The organism is Macrococcus brunensis, assembly GCF_004359615.1.
In the GTDB taxonomy this organism is placed as follows: Bacteria; Bacillota; Bacilli; order Staphylococcales; family Staphylococcaceae; genus Macrococcus; species Macrococcus brunensis.
The window spans coordinates 109,797-125,969 of sequence record NZ_SCWA01000005.1 but is presented as its reverse complement, the minus strand read 5'-3'; the positions used below and the strand labels follow the sequence as shown (position 1 = coordinate 125,969).

The window sequence follows — 16,173 nt, the reverse complement described above, 5'->3', positions numbered from 1 at the left end:
CCATGAGGTGGAAAATATTATCCGGTATTAGCTCCGGTTTCCCGAAGTTATCCCAGTCTTACAGGTAGGTTACCCACGTGTTACTCACCCGTCCGCCGCTGACTTCAGAGGTGCAAGCACCTCGTCTGTCCGCTCGACTTGCATGTATTAGGCACGCCGCCAGCGTTCATCCTGAGCCAGGATCAAACTCTCCATAAAAGTGTTTGATAAAGCTCTTTGATTGGTTAAGCCAATCACTCTTGAAAGTACTGTTAGTACTCAAATTATTGGAATTAACGTTGACATATTGTCATTCAGTTTTCAATGTTCATTTGGTGTTACAAGATTAAATTATAACAGCTACGTTTTATCTTTGCAAGACTTTTCTTTAAGAAGTTTTACACTTCTTACTAGCCATTCAAGTTTAAGTTACTGTCTCTTTCAAGCTTGCATTAAAAATTTTACTCGAATGAATCACTTGTTTCAAGTATCTTTTTTACACTTTCGAAATTTGATTTTCTTAATCTCATTTCATAATGTCTGTCGTTTTCAGCGACTTTTATATCTTAACAAGCATAAGTCAGAGCGTCAACACTTTTATTCATTTTTTTCTAAAAAACTTCTGACAGGTTATTATCATGATTTATGCTATACTTTCTTCAGTATTTAAATAAGGAGTGTTTCTATGAAATGGAATAAGAATCCTACTAGCAAGATCAATCGTATCCGCTCGTGGGCGCTCGGTCTTATATTCGCTGCAATGATTGTCATGTACTTAGGCGTTATTCTTCTATATATGGCACACAGTAAGATACTATTTGGAATCTTCCTGCTCCTTGGAACGCTTGCTTTCCTTCTCAGTTTTGTTGTCTATTTCTGGATTGGTATGCTATCGATGCGTGCAGTGACCGTTCAGTGTCCTAACTGTAACCATTATACGAAGATGCTCGGGCGGGCTGATATCTGCGCGAACTGCAATGAGCCGCTGACTTTAGATCCATCTCTTGAAGGGAAAGAATTCAACGAGGATTATAATAACAAGCGTAAAAGTGCAGAATTAGAAAAAAAGGAAGAACGCTGATTTAGCGTTCTTCCTTTTTTGTACATTCCGGACAAATACCGTATATCTCCATGCGATGATGCGTAATCTTGTGGCCTGACAAATGCTGGGCTATCTGTTCCACTTCATCTAGACGAGGATACTGAAAATCTGTAATCTTGCCGCAGCTTGTACAGATGACGTGATAATGATTGGCTGTTTCAAAATCATAACGGCTTGCTGCATCACCATAAGTTAATTCAGATACAAGTCCACATTCTTTAAAAACTTTAAGGTTATTATAGATGGTTGCTACACTCATACTGTCAAACTTAGGACTGAGTGCCTTGTAAATCTCATCCGCAGTCGGATGTGTATCCGCTTCTATCAGATAGGCGAGTACGGCTTGTCTCTGCGGTGTGATTCTGACACCTTGATTTCTTAGTTGCTGCACCGCTTCCTGTAGCTTCATCTCAGCTGAATGATGTTCGACTGCCATACTGTCACCTTCTTTCGTGTTTATTATTTATTTATCATACAACTTAATAGGTAAAACTTCAATATTGCTTACTCAGCAAATAGCACTTCTAACTGATTTTTCACTTTCACATTGTCTATTCGTTTTTCTATCGTTAAGTCAGGTCCTATAAGTAAAGTCGTGCGCACGATTCCCATCGATTCTTTGCCAAACACTTTTTTAAGGCGATAGATATCCAGTTCTTTTGCTAACTGATAGTCTTCATCCACTAATAGATCGAATCCGATATTGTGCTTCATGATAAAGTTCTGGTGTTTCTTCATTGTATCGCCGTTAACACCAAATACTTGTATCCCTTTACCTTGCAGCTCGGCAAGATGCTCTGTAAAATCAATTGCCTGCGTGGTGCAAGTCGGGGTATTATCACGCGGATAGAAGTAAAGAATCGTTCTTTTATCTTTTAAATCCTGTTCCGTAATCATGTCACCGTTCTGGTTGACCATATTAAACGCTGGTAACTTCAAATAAATTCCTCCTGCTCATCATTCTTCTATAATTATGATACGATAGGGACGAAAAAAATTTAAGCAAAAGAGGTTATAGTTATGAATTTTTCAGAATCTGAACGTATTCAAAAAGATGCGAATGAGTATATTTTAGGCGGCGTCAACTCCCCTTCCCGCTCCTATAAAGCAGTGGGCGGCGATGCACCTGTTGTTATGGAGCGTGCAGACGGTGCTTATTTCTATGATGTCGACGGTAACCGATATATCGATTACCTGGCGGCATATGGTCCGATTATCGCAGGACACGCTCATCCTCATATTACTGCAGCCATCAAACAGGCTGCTGAAACAGGCGTGCTCTATGGCACACCGACTAAGCATGAAGTTAAATTTGCCAAGATGCTGCGCGAGGCGATTCCTTCTTTAGAGAAAATCCGATTTGTGAACTCCGGTACTGAAGCTGTCATGACGACAATCCGTGTCGCTCGTGCTTACACTAAACGCGACAAGATCATCAAGTTTGCAGGCTGCTACCACGGTCACTCTGACCTCGTTCTCGTTGCTGCCGGCAGTGGACCAAGCCAGCTGGGTACACCTGACTCTGCCGGTGTGCCGGAAAGTGTCGCCAAAGAAGTGATTACAGTACCCTTCAATGATATTGAGTCTTTCAAGGAAGCCATCCATCATTTCAGCGATCAGATTGCAGCTGTACTGGTTGAACCTATTGTCGGCAACTTCGGCATCGTTGAGCCCGCTGAAGGTTTCCTTCAGGCAGTCAACGATATCGCTCATGACAATGGCACACTTGTTATCTATGATGAAGTCATCACAGCATTCCGCTTCTGTTACGGCGGTGCACAGGATATGCTCGGTGTGACACCCGACTTGACTGCATTCGGTAAGATCATCGGCGGCGGACTGCCGATTGGCGCATATGGCGGTCGCCAGGATATTATGGAACATGTAGCGCCACTAGGACCTACTTATCAGGCAGGGACAATGGCAGGTAATCCGCTCAGTATGCAGGCTGGTATCGCTTTACTCGAAGTCATCAAGGAAGAAGGTACTTACGAACAACTCGATGCACTTGGCAAAAAGTTAGAAGATGGTGTTCAAGCCCTGATTCAAAAATATAATATTCCCGCTACAATCAATCGCCTTAAAGGGGCGATGACGCTCTACTTCACAAAAGAGAAAGTCGTGAACTATGAGCAGGCCGAAAACACTGACGGCGAAATGTTCGCAAAGTTCTTCAAGCTGATGCTGAAACAGGGCATCAACCTCGCTCCTTCTAAATATGAAGCGTGGTTCATCACGATTCGTCATACAGAAGCAGATATCGATGAGACACTGGCTGCTGTAGAGAATAGTTTCAAAGAAATGTCGCTTGTCAAATAATGATTCCTATTGTATAAGTGAGTTATTATGAACTAAAAAGAGGTAACTGAATGAAATTAGGCGCAAGAATCTTTAAGACAGGTATTGCGATCATGCTCGCACTCTATGTGGCTCAGATGCTAGGAACACCGGGATACGTCGTCGCAGGTATCTCAGCGCTCTTCGCGATGCAGCCCAGTGTCTATCAATCTTATAAGTCGGTGCTCGAAAATCTGCAGGGCAACTCAATCGGCGCTTTGCTTGCCATCATTGTCGTCCAGACTTTCGGCAATCATCTCTTTATCATCGGGCTGACGACGATTATCCTGATATCACTTCTAGCTAAGCTGCACCTGCAGAACGTAACAGGTCTTGCTGTAGTGACTCAGCTCGTTATCATGGAGGCGACAGGTGATCACTTCCTTACCATTGCCTTCACCCGTTTTGCGTTCATCATGATTGGTGTCTTAAGTGCAGCTCTTGTTAACCTGCTCTTCTTGCCGCCGCAGTATGAGACGAAACTCTATTATACGTGCCAGCAGATCGGCAATGATATCTTCAAATGGCTGCGACTCAGCATCAACGGTTCCAGTGAATATCATGTCGTCAAGCATGACGTGGAAGATATCAGAGACCGTATCATTGCAGTCGAATCTAAGTTTAACCTGTATAAGAACGAGCGTGCCCTGACCAAAAAGCAGAACTACCGCAACATCAGAAAGAAGATATTATTCAAGGAACTGATTATGACGACAAGACGTGCCTATGATCTGCTCAGGAGAATCAATCGATATGAAAATGATATCCTCCATCTGCCGGAAGCGCTGCGTATTCAGCTGAAGTTTGAGATGGATGAACTGATGACGTTGCATGAAGGCATTCTCATGCAATTTAATAATAAGCTCTCCCCAACACATCTCGCTGAAGAGAACTTCATGACAGGCGACTTCAAAAAAGATGTTCTGGAACTTGTACTTGCTGAAATGCGGACTGTAGACGACCCGCCTTACAATAAGCAGCACATTATCCTCATCATCAGTGCACTCTTCGAGTACCGCGAGAAGCTTGAGCATCTCGATAAACTGACACACAGTTTCCATCATTATCATAAAGAAGACAACAAAATAAAGGTTGCTGATGATATTCAGGATCTATAGAAAAAGGCTGACTCAGTTGAGTCAGCCTTTTATTGTTGCCAGCCATTAAATTCTGCCTTTTCCACTCTATCTTTAGAGACATGCGGATTACCTTCTACTGTGAACCGGTAGAGATAATCGACCGCTTCTTCTTTGTTATCTATCCCGATACGCTTCGATGCTTTGATGGACCCCGGCACTTTACCCTCGCTTAAAGTAAGAGGACCTTCATTCAGCCGAGTGCCATTATAGATGTCACGTCTGATCCCCATACTTTGGGTCAGTTTACCCGGCCCATCAGCCAGATGATCCAGCCGTCCGCGGCGCGCCTGCATCACCTCTATGCCTTCAACAGGTTCCAGTCCACGGATCAGCACTCCTTCAGGCGAGCATTCATCCTTAGTGATGAAGTTCATACAATGATGGCCGTGCATCGTGTAGACATAGACAGTGCCGTAGCTTCGGTACATCATCTCATTCTTCTTTGTCCGTCTGCCCTGGTAAGCATGAGCTGCTTTATCTTCCAGTCCGAGATAAGCCTCAACTTCTGTAATATAACCAGATGTGACAATACCATCTGTCACTGTCGTAATCTTTTTGCCGAGCAGCGCCTTTGCTGCAGTCAGCGTATCTTTTTCCAGAAAACTTAAATCCACTTATACCGCCTCTTTCAGTGAACGGTACATGCGGTTCACATACTGCTCTCCTGTCAGAATATCGCCGCGCTCCGTCTTATAGAGAAGGTGCTTGACTGTGATATCAGTCGGAGAAACAACACCGCATGCCGCTGCTATATTAAATAAACCTTCATGCATACTGATCATATAGTTCGTTACCCTGTACTGCTTCTCCTCAATCACAAGGCCTTTCTCCCGGTCCGGATTCGTCGTCGCTACGCCGACCGGACAGTCATTCGTATGACACTGCTGCGCCATGATGCAGCCGACACTCATCATCATGGCACGGGCAACGTTGACCAGATCCGCCCCAAGTGCAATTGCAATAGCTACTTTATCCGGTGTAATCAGTTTGCCTGACGCAATAATCTTGATATCGTCACGCAGACCATTTTCCTTCAATACTAAATCAAGAATCGGCAGCGCTGAAAAGAGCGGCAGTCCCATTGTGTCTTCCAGTTCCTGATAAGTCGCACCGGTTCCGCCTTCTCCACCATCCACTGTAATGAAATCAGGATAAATACCTGTTGCCTTCATATCAGCAGCAAGACTGTACAGCATATCAAGATTGCCGACGACCATCTTAAAGCCGACCGGTTTACCGCTCATCTGTTGCAGTTTAGCGATGAACTTCAGTAAATCATGATTATCGTTCATAAACGTAAATCGGTTCGGTGAGTTGATCGTCGTATACGGTTTAACATTACGGATTGCCGCAATCTCTTCTGTCACTTTCTCTGCTTCTACGTGACCGCCGCGCGTCTTCGCCCCTTGCGCGAGCTTAATTTCAAATGCCCTGATATAAGGGTTTTCTGCTTTTCGCATAAACTCTGCGTCACTGAAATGACCTTCAGAATCACGGACACCGAATAAACCAGGTCCTATCTGAAAAATGATATCCACTTTACCTTTCAGATGATGCTCAGATAATCCGCCCTCGCCTGTATTCATCCACGTCCCTGCTGCCATACCCAGCCCATTACTTAGGGCAGTGATCGCATTTTTACCGAGTGCACCATAACTCATACCCGACTGACCTACAAGGCGCTTGACTGCAAAAGGATGTGCACGTCTGTTACCGAGGATAACTGCATGCTCATCTGTCAGTAAATAAGGGTCTACAGTGGAACTTTCACGGTGTTCATCACGGTCAAAAAGCCCTTCTTTATCGAGCTTATAGATGCTGGTGTCAATCTTCTGTGACTGATCGATATGAAGTTCGCTTGCCTCTTTCGGGAAGATTGAATTCTGGAGATAAAAACCAGGTTGCGTGAAATCACGACGTGAACCAAAACCACCGATACGCGTCTTATATTTACCTGCTTTAACAACATCCAGATAATCTTTACGAGAAAAAGGCGTCGCTTCGTTATCTGACTGAATTAAATACTGTCTGATTTCCGGTCCTATCTTCTCAAAGAAATAACGCACACGCCCAAGCACCGGAAAGTTCCTTAAAATGCTATGCTGGTTCTGCTTGCGGTCCGTAACGAGTAAATACAAAATGAAAAAAACGAGTAGAACAAATAATACAAGAAATATCGTGTTGACGATGACTTGTATCATCCATAATAAATTCATAAAAAAATCCCCCTGATGTATGATACTTCTATCATACATCAGAGAGAATCTGTTAACTATCCAAATGTTGAATCGTATAAAGATTATAATAGTGAGATTGATGAGACATCAACTCATCATGTGTACCGATTTCCTTAATTTCACCGTTCTGAACAACGACAATTTTATCAGCATGAGTAATGGTCGATAAACGGTGTGCGACAATAACCGTCGTACGGTCCTGCGATAACGTCTCAAGCGCTTCCTGAATAACCGCTTCACTTTCTAAGTCAAGCGCACTCGTCGCTTCATCCAGAATCAGGATCGGCGGATTCTTCAGAAATACCCGTGAAATAGCGACACGTTGCTTCTGACCGCCGGAAAGCTTGACGCCTCGTTCGCCGACTTCTGTATCATAACCATCCGGCAGACTCATGATAAAGTCATGCGCATTCGCCAGTTTCGCAGCATAAATCATCTCTTCTTCTGTCGCTTCCGGTTTACCGAGAAGAATATTCTCACGGATAGAATCAGAGAACAGAATATTATCCTGCATGACCATACCGATCTGATTGCGCAGACTCTCTATTGTAAAGTCATCAATCGCATGACCATCAATACAGATCTGTCCACTCGTTACATCATAAAACCTCGGAATCAGACTGATCATCGTTGATTTACCGCCGCCACTCATCCCGACAAAGGCAACCGTTTCACCGCTTTTAATATCTAAATTGACATGATGAAGGACTTCATCGTCATCTTCATTGTATTTAAAACCGACTTCTTTGAACTGAATATCACCATGTTCAACCTTCAGATTTTGAGCGCCCGGTTTATCGACAACATCGTATGGCTCATCAAACAGCTGGAACATACGATCCATCGATGCCAGACTCTGTGTCAGTGTCGTCGAACTGGATACTAAGCGACGAAGCGGACCATATAGACGGTCAAGATAAGCGATGAACGCAGCTAAACTACCGACAGACAGACCATCACTGATGACCAGATAGGCACCAAAACCGACTACGATCAGCGGACCGATATCAGTGACCGTATTGATGACCGCGAAACTTTTCGCATTCCATTTTGTATGATCAATTGCCTTGTTAAAGAAATTCATATTACGTTTATTGAAACGTTCGCTTTCGTTTTCTTCGATAGCGAAACTCTTAATGACTGTCATACCTTGCACGCGTTCATGCAGAAACCCCTGCACTTCAGCTAATGCCTGTGATCGTTTTCGTGTCAGTTTTCGTAAGTTACCGAAGAAATAATAAACACTGAAAATATAGAACGGGAAAATGACGAGTGAAGCAATGGTCAGTTTGACGTCCATCGTAAACATAATGGCAAGTGCAATGATAATTGTGACTAAATCCAGCCAGACATTCATCAGTCCTGTAACGATGAAGTCCTTCGTTGACTCTACATCATTGATGACACGTGAAATCACTTCACCGACTTTATTATTAGAATAAAAACGGACGCTCAGTGCCTGCAGGTGACGATAAAGTTTTTTACGGATATCGTAAAGAATCTTGTTGCTGGTCCACTGGGCAAGGTACTGACGGTAATATTCAACAGGCGGACGAATCACAACAAAAATAAATGAAAAGATGAGCAGCACTTGCCATAACGCTGCTTTCTTATCCGCTATCGACATACCTGAGTTACCGATGACATCATCTATGACATACTTAATCAGCAGTGGAATTAACAACGGGATACCGAACTTCAGAATCCCGATTAAAATAGTCAGTACAATAAGCCATGAATAAGGCTTAACGAACTGAAGGTAACGCCTGAACATGCAATCATCTCCTCAAAATTAAGAATCAACCTATAAACTATAGGTTGATTCATTCTTCCATCATACGCTTCTGTAAATGAAAACGCTCCTGCCAGACTTTGATGAAGTCCGGCGCGAATGGTCCTTTTTTTCTTTCAATCCATTGCTGCAAAGTATCAACGTTTCTTCTAAGGATCTGATCAATTTCAGCGGGATAGTTCATCTGCTTCATATGCTGCTGGTATTCATCTTCATCAAGGAGATGATATTTACCATTCGGATAGACTTTGATATCTAAATCATAATCGATATATTTGATGGCTTCTGTATCATATACAAATGGTGAAGAGAGATTACAGTAGTAATACACACCATCTTCTCTGAACATACAGATGACATTGAACCAGTATTCAGCGTGAAAATAAACTATAGCAGGTTCGCGTGTCACCCACGTTCTACCATCACTCTCTGTTACAAGCGTCCTGTTATTCCCCCCGATAATGACATGATTGGTCCCTTTTAAAATCGTTGTTTCAGACCAGACGCGGTGAATCTTGCCGTTATGTTTATAACTTTGGATCTGTACGTTCTGGCCTTCTTTTGGTATGGATTCTTTGACCATGTTCCACACCACCTAGTATTTAGTATTTGCATAAAATATTATAGCACAGATTGTGTATCATGAAACCTATTTGACTGTCTGGTAATGGTCAAAGATTTTTGTCATCGACACCGGGAATGTATAATCGCCTTTCTCTTCTATACCGATAAAACGGTAGTCACCGGACGCTTCATCCGTCGTTCGCGCTATGTAGACATCCAGCAGCCAGTCAAGGTGAGTAAAGCCATGTGTCACATGGTGAAATTTCTCCTTCTCATCTGCGAGCTTCATGTTCAGGGCTTCTTCAATGTCATCAATCGCCATATCTTCATCGAACATGGGAAACTGCCACATTCCGCCGAGGAGGCCGGTCTTCGGTCGCTTTGTAATGAGCAGTTCTCCTTTATCATTGATGATCAGCATGACCTTGTAGCGTAGTTCTTTACGTTTCAGTTTTTTGATTTTTACAGGACGCTCAAGTACTGTCCCTGCTTCAAACGCTTCGCAGTGCTCATTGACAGGACAGAGCATACAGATTGGGTTTCGCGGTGTACATACCGTCGCCCCCAGTTCCATCAGCGCCTCGTTAAAATCACCGGCCCGCTCAGGAATGACCCGCATTACCTTTTCTTCAAAATGCTTACGGGCAGCGGGTTTCGCTGTATCTGTCGCATCATCATCGAGTCGTGAGAACACGCGGAAGACGTTGCCGTCAACTGCAGGATAAGGCAGATTGAACGCAATACTCATCACCGCACCTCTCGTATAAGGTCCGACCCCTTTTAATGCCAGAAACTTCTCGCCGTCACCCGGTACACTCCCATACGTCGCCTCCACTTCTCTCACAGCAGTCTGGAAATTGCGCACACGTGAATAATAGCCGAGTCCTTCCCAGTTCTTCAGTACTTCATCTTCGTCTGCACTCGCCAGACTCTCAATCGTCGGAAAGCGTTCTATAAATCTTAAGTAGTAATTTCTGACTGTATTGACCTGTGTCTGCTGCAGCATGACTTCTGACAGCCAGATTTTATAGGGATCTTTTGTTTCCCGCCATGGCATCTCGCGCTTATTGATATCAAACCAGTCAAGGAGATGGTCTGCAAATGATTCTGGATTTTTCATATTTACACCTCTAAGTCATCAAAGTTTATGTCATTCATTCTGTTTTCATTTATAATAAAGAAAAAGGAGGATCGTCTTATGGATACAGCTACACACTTTGCAATGGGTGCTGCACTTGCAGGACTTGCGACTGTCGATCCTACGGTGACAGCTCATTACCCGGCGATTGCGACGGCTGTAGTCGTCGGTTCACAGATACCGGATATCGACACCATACTGAAGCTAAGAAACAATGCCGTCTATATAACGAATCACCGTGGAATCACGCATTCTGTCCCTTTTATATTGATCTGGCCACTCGTCATTGTGGGCATCATCTCTCTTTTTATACCCGATATCAACCTGCTTCATTTCTGGCTCTGGACGCAGCTTGCAGTCTTTTTGCATGTCTTTGTCGACATCTTCAATTCTTACGGCACACAGGCGCTCAGACCATTCAGCAGTAAATGGATACAAATTGGTATCATCAATACATTTGATCCGATTATGTTCGCTATTTTAATAACAGGTTCTATACTCTGGGCGTTTGGACTGAACCCGGTCCCTGTCTTCCTGATCATCATAGCGATACTGGTCATCTACTATATCACCAGACGGTTGCTCCAGCAGTCTATACGCAAGCATGCGCTCAGTATACTGCCGCAGGATGAACATATCGTCAAAACATTTGTCGCCCCGACCATCCGCTTCTTCGAATGGCGCGTTGCTGTTGAAACTGACCGCTATTATTATATCGGCCGCAGCTATAAACTGAATGTCAACTTCAGCGACCGTTTCAAGCGGACACCCATGCCGCCGGAAGAGATTATGGCCGATGCCAGAAAAGATTCGAATTTAAAAGCATTTCTGAGTTTCAGTTCTATCTACCGCTGGACGCTTGTCGACAGACCGTACGGCTATGAGCTCAGATTCATCGATCTGAGATATCTGAAGAATGGCCATTATTCTTTCGTCGCCATTCTCAACCTCGATTCAAATTATAAGGTCACACATAGTTATACAGGCTGGGTGTTCTCAGAAGATAAGTTACTTAAAATCTTGAACAATAACCCTATCAAATCATAACAATAGGCTGCTGAATCTTCAGCAGCCTATTTCTTATTGATTTCATCCTTTAGTTTCTTATAGAAATAGAAAGTCCAGATATACAGGAGCACCAGTTCACAAAAAAACAGCAGATGCAGCGGTATATTATAAAATGCAACCTGCCCGAGCACGACAGATGACTGGAAACCATTGACTAAAAAATAGAACGGATTCAAACTGAGCACTTTGATCGCAAGTGCCGGCAGCTGTGTCGGTACCCATAAGATGGAGACTGATATCATGAGGACTGTTAAAATCAGAATCATGTTTCGCTTCATATTCCGGCTGTAGTATTTCAGCAGACTAAGTATCAGACCAACTGGAATCAGAATCAGATAGGTCAGCACCAAGAAATAAAAAACACCGAGTGTACTGGGTGTCATATGAATATGGTTAGTAAGAGCAATGACCAACAAGAAGACGAAAGACATCATAAACTGCAGCAAAAAATTAATGATCTGTACATTGATCAGTACATAAAGCGGCAGACTCGTGATATTAAGAATAAAGCCACGTCTCGACAAAATAGAGCTCGAAAAATAAAGGGCACCAGCCACCCAAAAGAACAGAAGATAGCCGCTCAGCTGAAATAAAAGCCGTGATTTGTCTGTTTCTGTCGGCGAAAAAAGATTCATCAGAAACACACTCAGAAAAATAATGCTTAAATTAAATAGCAGCCACCAGACATATTGTTTCAGATTATAGCGTAGTTCAATAATCGTATTTTTTATCATATAAGGGAAGTATGTAATTAATTCATTCATTGCATCCACCTATCTCCGGAAATAAAGCCACATGTCTGATTCAAAATCAGCAACAGCATAGCCATTATCCACTTTAACAATCCAGTTGTTATCTTTAATTCCAAATTTCTTTTTCAGTTTGTCAGCATTTCTCATCGGAAAACGGAGCCCGCTCACCTGGTTCTGATTATTGAACTGCAGATATATATCATTTTTCGTCAGCTTAATGACATAACGCTGACGTTTTTCAGGATAAAGTCCTTCTTCTACTTTTGAGCGGCTCGCCCCAAGAAATCCATTGAAGAACTGATGAAAGTTGACATAGTTACTGTACATATAAGGATTAAGTTCATCAAAAGTTCGTTCGTCATAGAGTGCCGCCGGATTGATATAGAGCAGATTTTTCTTTGCCATCTTCATCTCCTTATCTTCAAAAGAGATACGGTAATCATCTGTGCCAATACCTGTGATTTCAACAAGTGAGCCTTCAGGTAACTGGGCTACAGTCTGTCCTTTAAAAGTAATAGGACTATTTTTCCGGACGACAGCAAGGGCATATTTATCGGTATAGACGACCCGCTGCTGATTGATAGCTGTCGGTTTCTCGTCTACTTCAGGGGTATACTGCACGTCCTTAAGAATCAGAATAAAGAACAGTGCGCTTAGCACCAGCAAAACAAGTGATGTCAGCAACCACTTCTTCAGGTCACTGTCCATATACGAACGCATATGTCTATTAATACGTTTATAGTTTTCAGGCTGGTCGGACTGTCTCTGAATTTTATAATCCAAATCGAAAAGGTCTTCTTTCTGAGTTCCTTGAACCGCTTCAAAGCGTTTATAATAATCTACATAATCAGCGAGCACCTCGGTCGTGTCACCTGACTTTCGAAGCTGTCCGTGGCTTAACCAGCTGACGTAATGGGCTTTGTAAGGGATCAGTTCAGGTTTCTCTTCCATCAGCACGACGGCACTCTCTACTTCTGTCAGCGCATCAATGACCATCGCAAATTTTTTCTTGAAAGAAGCTGATAAATGACGGGTTAAATCGTTATAAATCACGACTTCAGGCTCAAGAAAATACGTCAGAGCTATAAGAAGCTGCGCTCGTTCTGCCTCGTTTAAGCCACTGACTTTTGCCTTCTCTTTTTCGGACAGTTCAGCAAACTTTAAAATATCCGCTTTCAGCTCAGAATATTCAGTGAGCGGAACATTATAGCTTAATAACACTGATTCTATAAACTGACTGACTGAATGCGTTGTCGTACTATCACTTGCGAGAAAAGTACTGACATTGTTTCTGACTTTACCGCTGCTAGGTTCAACTACTTTAGCGATCAGCTGACCCAGCACTGTCTTCCCGGAACCTTTTATCCCAGTAATTCCGAGTGTTTCACCTTTATAAAGATGAATGGTTACTTTCTTGATACTTGTAAATTTATTTTTCCCTGTTCCCTGTATACGTTCTAAGAATGATTGCTCCGTCTGACTCTGCCGGAAATATTTAGTTACATCTACTAATCTTGCGAGAATATCACCAGACATGTTCAAACTCCTTTATTAATCTAATTGCAGCAGTGAAAGAGGAATACCTTCCTCATGAGCGTCCCCGTTCAGTCTGAATCCCCAGGCAAAGACACCTTTTATTCTTTCTACTTTGAAGTAAGCAGCATCAGCACCTATTAAACGATAGACCTTACCGATCACAATTCGGTCAGGATCAACAAGATAACTCTCTGCTATCAGTGCTTTTCGCTGATAGACTTCATACTCATTGATCACGCCAAGCATCTCCGCTTTACGAGCCTTCTCCCGGTACATGGCAATAGCTTCTCGTAATTCGTTTGCCGACATTTCCACTAATTTTTTATCTTCACTCATCTTCTATACCACTTTCCTTTAAGGCAGCATTGATCTCGTCATATTTAAATCCTTTACGCATCAATGCTGTAATCACTTTTGTCCGAAGCTCAAAGCCCGTTGTTTTCCTGGACCATTTATTGACTTGTTTCTCCAGTTCTTTCTGAAGCGCCTCTGTGTCCTGTATATTATTTTCCAGATAAGGCATGATGTTATTCAAATTATAACCTTTTTGAACCAGTGTTTGAATTGTTTTTTGACTGGCCATGTGACTGGATGTTTTACCCTGGTGTCTTTTCAGCTGTTTTTGAACCAGTTTCTGCATGCGCTCAGCAGTGATTTCTTCTGTGTATAGATCATAGTACTGATCAATCAGCGGCCGCTCAATGCCTTTTTCAAATAATTTCTGACGATAGATGTCCGGACCTTTATCTGTCGTATTCAGCATCGTATTCATCAGACTCTTTGCATAATCATCATGGTCAATATACCGATTGTCATAGCAGTACTTGATGACATCCTGAATCACATCTTCTGCTATTTCGCTCTTCTTCAGATGTTCCCTGATTTCTTTCTCTGTTCTTTTCTTATAGGACAGATAGACGACTGCTGAGTTAATCGCTCGTCTATAGTCATCATATTCTCTAATTGCTTTCAGCTTTTCTTCAGTCAGTATATCATCTTTACGCAGGTTAAATTTAACATATGTTGCACTGTCAATTCCCATATTGAAGTCACCATCAATATAGAGATTGAATCGATCTTTGTTATTCTTCTGTACTTCAATCTTTGTAATTTTCATTTATTCACTCCTCAAAAAAACTAACGCCTTAGCGTTAGTTAGTAGTGGGTATGCCTGCAATAGCCTCATTATACTGTGCATCTGTGATCAAGCTTTGATCGTGCATCTTATCAAGTGTTGAACGCGTTCGTGCCTGCAGTGCTGTATCAGTCTGAAACTGATCAGGATGATAAGTGCTTGGCGCATTGATAGTACTTGCGAGAATGGCACTTTGCAGTACTGTAATCTGCGGCATGCCTGTATAGCTGGCATCTGTCGTCGTACCGAAATATGTATTGGCAGCCTCTTCTATATTATAGATATCATTACCAAAATAAATCGTCGTCAAATAAGCGCTGATGATTTCTGACTTAGAGTAATTATTTTCGATTCGCTTTGCAATCATCATCTCACTGATTTTACGGCTAAGCGTTTTTTCACTGGATAAGTATAAATTTTTAGCCAGCTGCTGCGTAATCGTACTACCGCCTTGTGAAGCCGACTGATTTTTAAGGGCGATTCCTATCGAACGCCCTGTCCCTTTCCAGTCAATGCCGTCATGCCGATAGAATCTTTTGTCTTCAACCGCAATAAATGCAGCGGGTGCATAGTTTGGCATATTTTCAGCCGAAACATAATAACGGTTAGCCTGCAGGGACTTAATGTTGTTCATATCAGCACTGGCCGTCTTGAAATAGAAGAAGCCGCTGACAGCAAGTACCAATACGATGATGACGATTAGTAGCCCACATCCTATTTTCTTCATATATGGCCTCCTTATCTTTAATCAACAGTTTAGCAGATTAAGGAGGCGCGTAATATGATTATACGCTCATTTTTACATAAATCAGTCTCGGGACCGAGATAAAAAAAAATACCGCCGAAGCGGTGATTTTTTTTATTGAAGTGCTTTAACGATTGCTTGGTTAAAGTCTGGCAGGTCATCAGGTGTTCTTGAAGTAACCAGGTTATTGTCTACAACTACTGATTCATCTACTACTGTAGCGCCTGCATTTTCTAAATCTTTACGTACTGATAAATAACTTGTCAGTTTACGACCTTTTAATTCATCTGTATCGATTAATACTTGTGGACCATGGCAGATTGCAAATACAGGTTTGTCTGCAGTTACAAATTCTTTAGCGAATTTACCGAAACGGCCTTCTTCGTCGCCACGTAACTGGTCAGGTGAGAAGCCCCCTGGAATCAGTAATGCATCATAGTCTGCTGCATTAACGTCACCAATTGCTTTATCGATTTTTACTTCTGTTTCTTCTTTTTTGCCTTTGACAGTTGAACCGGCTTCTTTACCGATTACTGTTACTTCATGGCCTTCATTTTTAATCGCCTCTACTGGGCTCGTATATTCTACATCTTCAAATAAGTTGTCTAAAACTACTGCTACTTTTTTAGTCATTATTAAAATTCCTCCT

Annotated in this window: 17 protein-coding genes and 1 rRNA gene; 4 read left to right on the top strand and 14 right to left on the bottom strand. The window is 42.5% G+C overall.

Features of this window, described 5'->3' with window-relative positions:
• Positions 1-198, bottom strand: a 16S ribosomal RNA gene (locus ERX27_RS04220); the annotation flags it as partial.
• Positions 199-664: 466 nt separating this feature from the next.
• Here ERX27_RS04220 and ERX27_RS04215 point away from each other — a divergent pair.
• Positions 665-1,060 (top strand): DUF2614 family zinc ribbon-containing protein, encoded by a 396-nt coding sequence (locus tag ERX27_RS04215; RefSeq protein ID WP_133431589.1) that lies wholly within the window; start codon positions 665-667, stop codon positions 1,058-1,060.
• A gap of 1 nt (position 1,061) precedes the next feature.
• Here ERX27_RS04215 and ERX27_RS04210 read toward each other — a convergent pair whose 3' ends face one another.
• Both ERX27_RS04210 and ERX27_RS04205 read right to left on the bottom strand, forming a co-directional pair.
• Positions 1,062-1,517, bottom strand: coding sequence for a Fur family transcriptional regulator (locus ERX27_RS04210; RefSeq protein ID WP_133431588.1), 456 nt, complete (start codon positions 1,515-1,517; stop codon positions 1,062-1,064).
• A gap of 68 nt (positions 1,518-1,585) precedes the next feature.
• Positions 1,586-2,020, bottom strand: coding sequence for a peroxiredoxin (locus tag ERX27_RS04205; protein ID WP_275416069.1), 435 nt, complete (start codon positions 2,018-2,020; stop codon positions 1,586-1,588).
• A gap of 81 nt (positions 2,021-2,101) precedes the next feature.
• On the opposite strand from ERX27_RS04205, the gene ERX27_RS04200 reads away from it, so the two are divergent.
• Complete coding sequence (locus ERX27_RS04200; RefSeq protein ID WP_133431587.1) at positions 2,102-3,400, top strand: glutamate-1-semialdehyde 2,1-aminomutase; 1,299 nt, start codon at positions 2,102-2,104, stop codon at positions 3,398-3,400.
• A 50-nt stretch (positions 3,401-3,450) separates the two neighbouring features.
• Positions 3,451-4,536: an aromatic acid exporter family protein gene (locus tag ERX27_RS04195; RefSeq protein WP_133431586.1), complete on the top strand. Its 1,086-nt coding sequence runs from the start codon at positions 3,451-3,453 to the stop codon at positions 4,534-4,536.
• Positions 4,537-4,565: 29 nt separating this feature from the next.
• On the opposite strand, the gene ERX27_RS04190 is transcribed toward ERX27_RS04195, so the two are convergent.
• From ERX27_RS04190 to mutY, 5 genes are all read right to left on the bottom strand, one after another.
• On the bottom strand, positions 4,566-5,171 hold the full coding sequence (locus ERX27_RS04190) for a DNA-3-methyladenine glycosylase (RefSeq protein WP_133431585.1): 606 nt from the start codon (positions 5,169-5,171) through the stop codon (positions 4,566-4,568).
• The gene (locus ERX27_RS04185) at positions 5,172-6,773 is read right to left on the bottom strand and encodes an FMN-binding glutamate synthase family protein (RefSeq protein ID WP_133431584.1); all 1,602 of its coding nucleotides are present in this window, start codon (positions 6,771-6,773) and stop codon (positions 5,172-5,174) included.
• A 52-nt stretch (positions 6,774-6,825) separates the two neighbouring features.
• Positions 6,826-8,568 (bottom strand): ABC transporter ATP-binding protein, encoded by a 1,743-nt coding sequence (locus ERX27_RS04180; protein ID WP_133431583.1) that lies wholly within the window; start codon positions 8,566-8,568, stop codon positions 6,826-6,828.
• A 49-nt stretch (positions 8,569-8,617) separates the two neighbouring features.
• Entirely contained in the window at positions 8,618-9,169 is a 552-nt protein-coding gene (gene ntdP / locus ERX27_RS04175; RefSeq protein WP_133431582.1) for a nucleoside tri-diphosphate phosphatase, read from the bottom strand.
• 66 nt (positions 9,170-9,235) lie between these two features.
• Entirely contained in the window at positions 9,236-10,270 is a 1,035-nt protein-coding gene (mutY, locus tag ERX27_RS04170; RefSeq protein ID WP_133431581.1) for an A/G-specific adenine glycosylase, read from the bottom strand.
• Positions 10,271-10,348: 78 nt separating this feature from the next.
• On the opposite strand from mutY, the gene ERX27_RS04165 reads away from it, so the two are divergent.
• Positions 10,349-11,335, top strand: a complete 987-nt coding sequence (locus ERX27_RS04165) for a metal-dependent hydrolase (protein WP_133431580.1) — start codon at positions 10,349-10,351, stop codon at positions 11,333-11,335.
• 26 nt (positions 11,336-11,361) lie between these two features.
• Here the strand turns inward: ERX27_RS04165 and ERX27_RS04160 are convergent, their stop codons facing one another.
• The 6 genes from ERX27_RS04160 to ERX27_RS04135 form a co-directional block, all read right to left on the bottom strand.
• Positions 11,362-12,120 (bottom strand): ABC transporter permease, encoded by a 759-nt coding sequence (locus tag ERX27_RS04160; protein WP_133431579.1) that lies wholly within the window; start codon positions 12,118-12,120, stop codon positions 11,362-11,364.
• A gap of 9 nt (positions 12,121-12,129) precedes the next feature.
• The gene (locus ERX27_RS04155) at positions 12,130-13,644 is read right to left on the bottom strand and encodes an ATP-binding cassette domain-containing protein (protein ID WP_133431578.1); all 1,515 of its coding nucleotides are present in this window, start codon (positions 13,642-13,644) and stop codon (positions 12,130-12,132) included.
• Positions 13,645-13,659: 15 nt separating this feature from the next.
• Complete coding sequence (locus ERX27_RS04150) at positions 13,660-13,980, bottom strand: YfhH family protein (RefSeq protein ID WP_133431577.1); 321 nt, start codon at positions 13,978-13,980, stop codon at positions 13,660-13,662.
• Positions 13,973-14,761 (bottom strand): recombination regulator RecX, encoded by a 789-nt coding sequence (gene recX, locus ERX27_RS04145; protein WP_133431576.1) that lies wholly within the window; start codon positions 14,759-14,761, stop codon positions 13,973-13,975. The genes ERX27_RS04150 and recX overlap by 8 nt, the downstream gene beginning before the upstream one ends.
• A gap of 34 nt (positions 14,762-14,795) precedes the next feature.
• Complete coding sequence (locus ERX27_RS04140; RefSeq protein ID WP_133431575.1) at positions 14,796-15,506, bottom strand: glycosyltransferase; 711 nt, start codon at positions 15,504-15,506, stop codon at positions 14,796-14,798.
• A 132-nt stretch (positions 15,507-15,638) separates the two neighbouring features.
• On the bottom strand, positions 15,639-16,157 hold the full coding sequence (locus tag ERX27_RS04135; protein WP_133431574.1) for a type 1 glutamine amidotransferase domain-containing protein: 519 nt from the start codon (positions 16,155-16,157) through the stop codon (positions 15,639-15,641).
• Positions 16,158-16,173 lie beyond the last annotated feature (16 nt).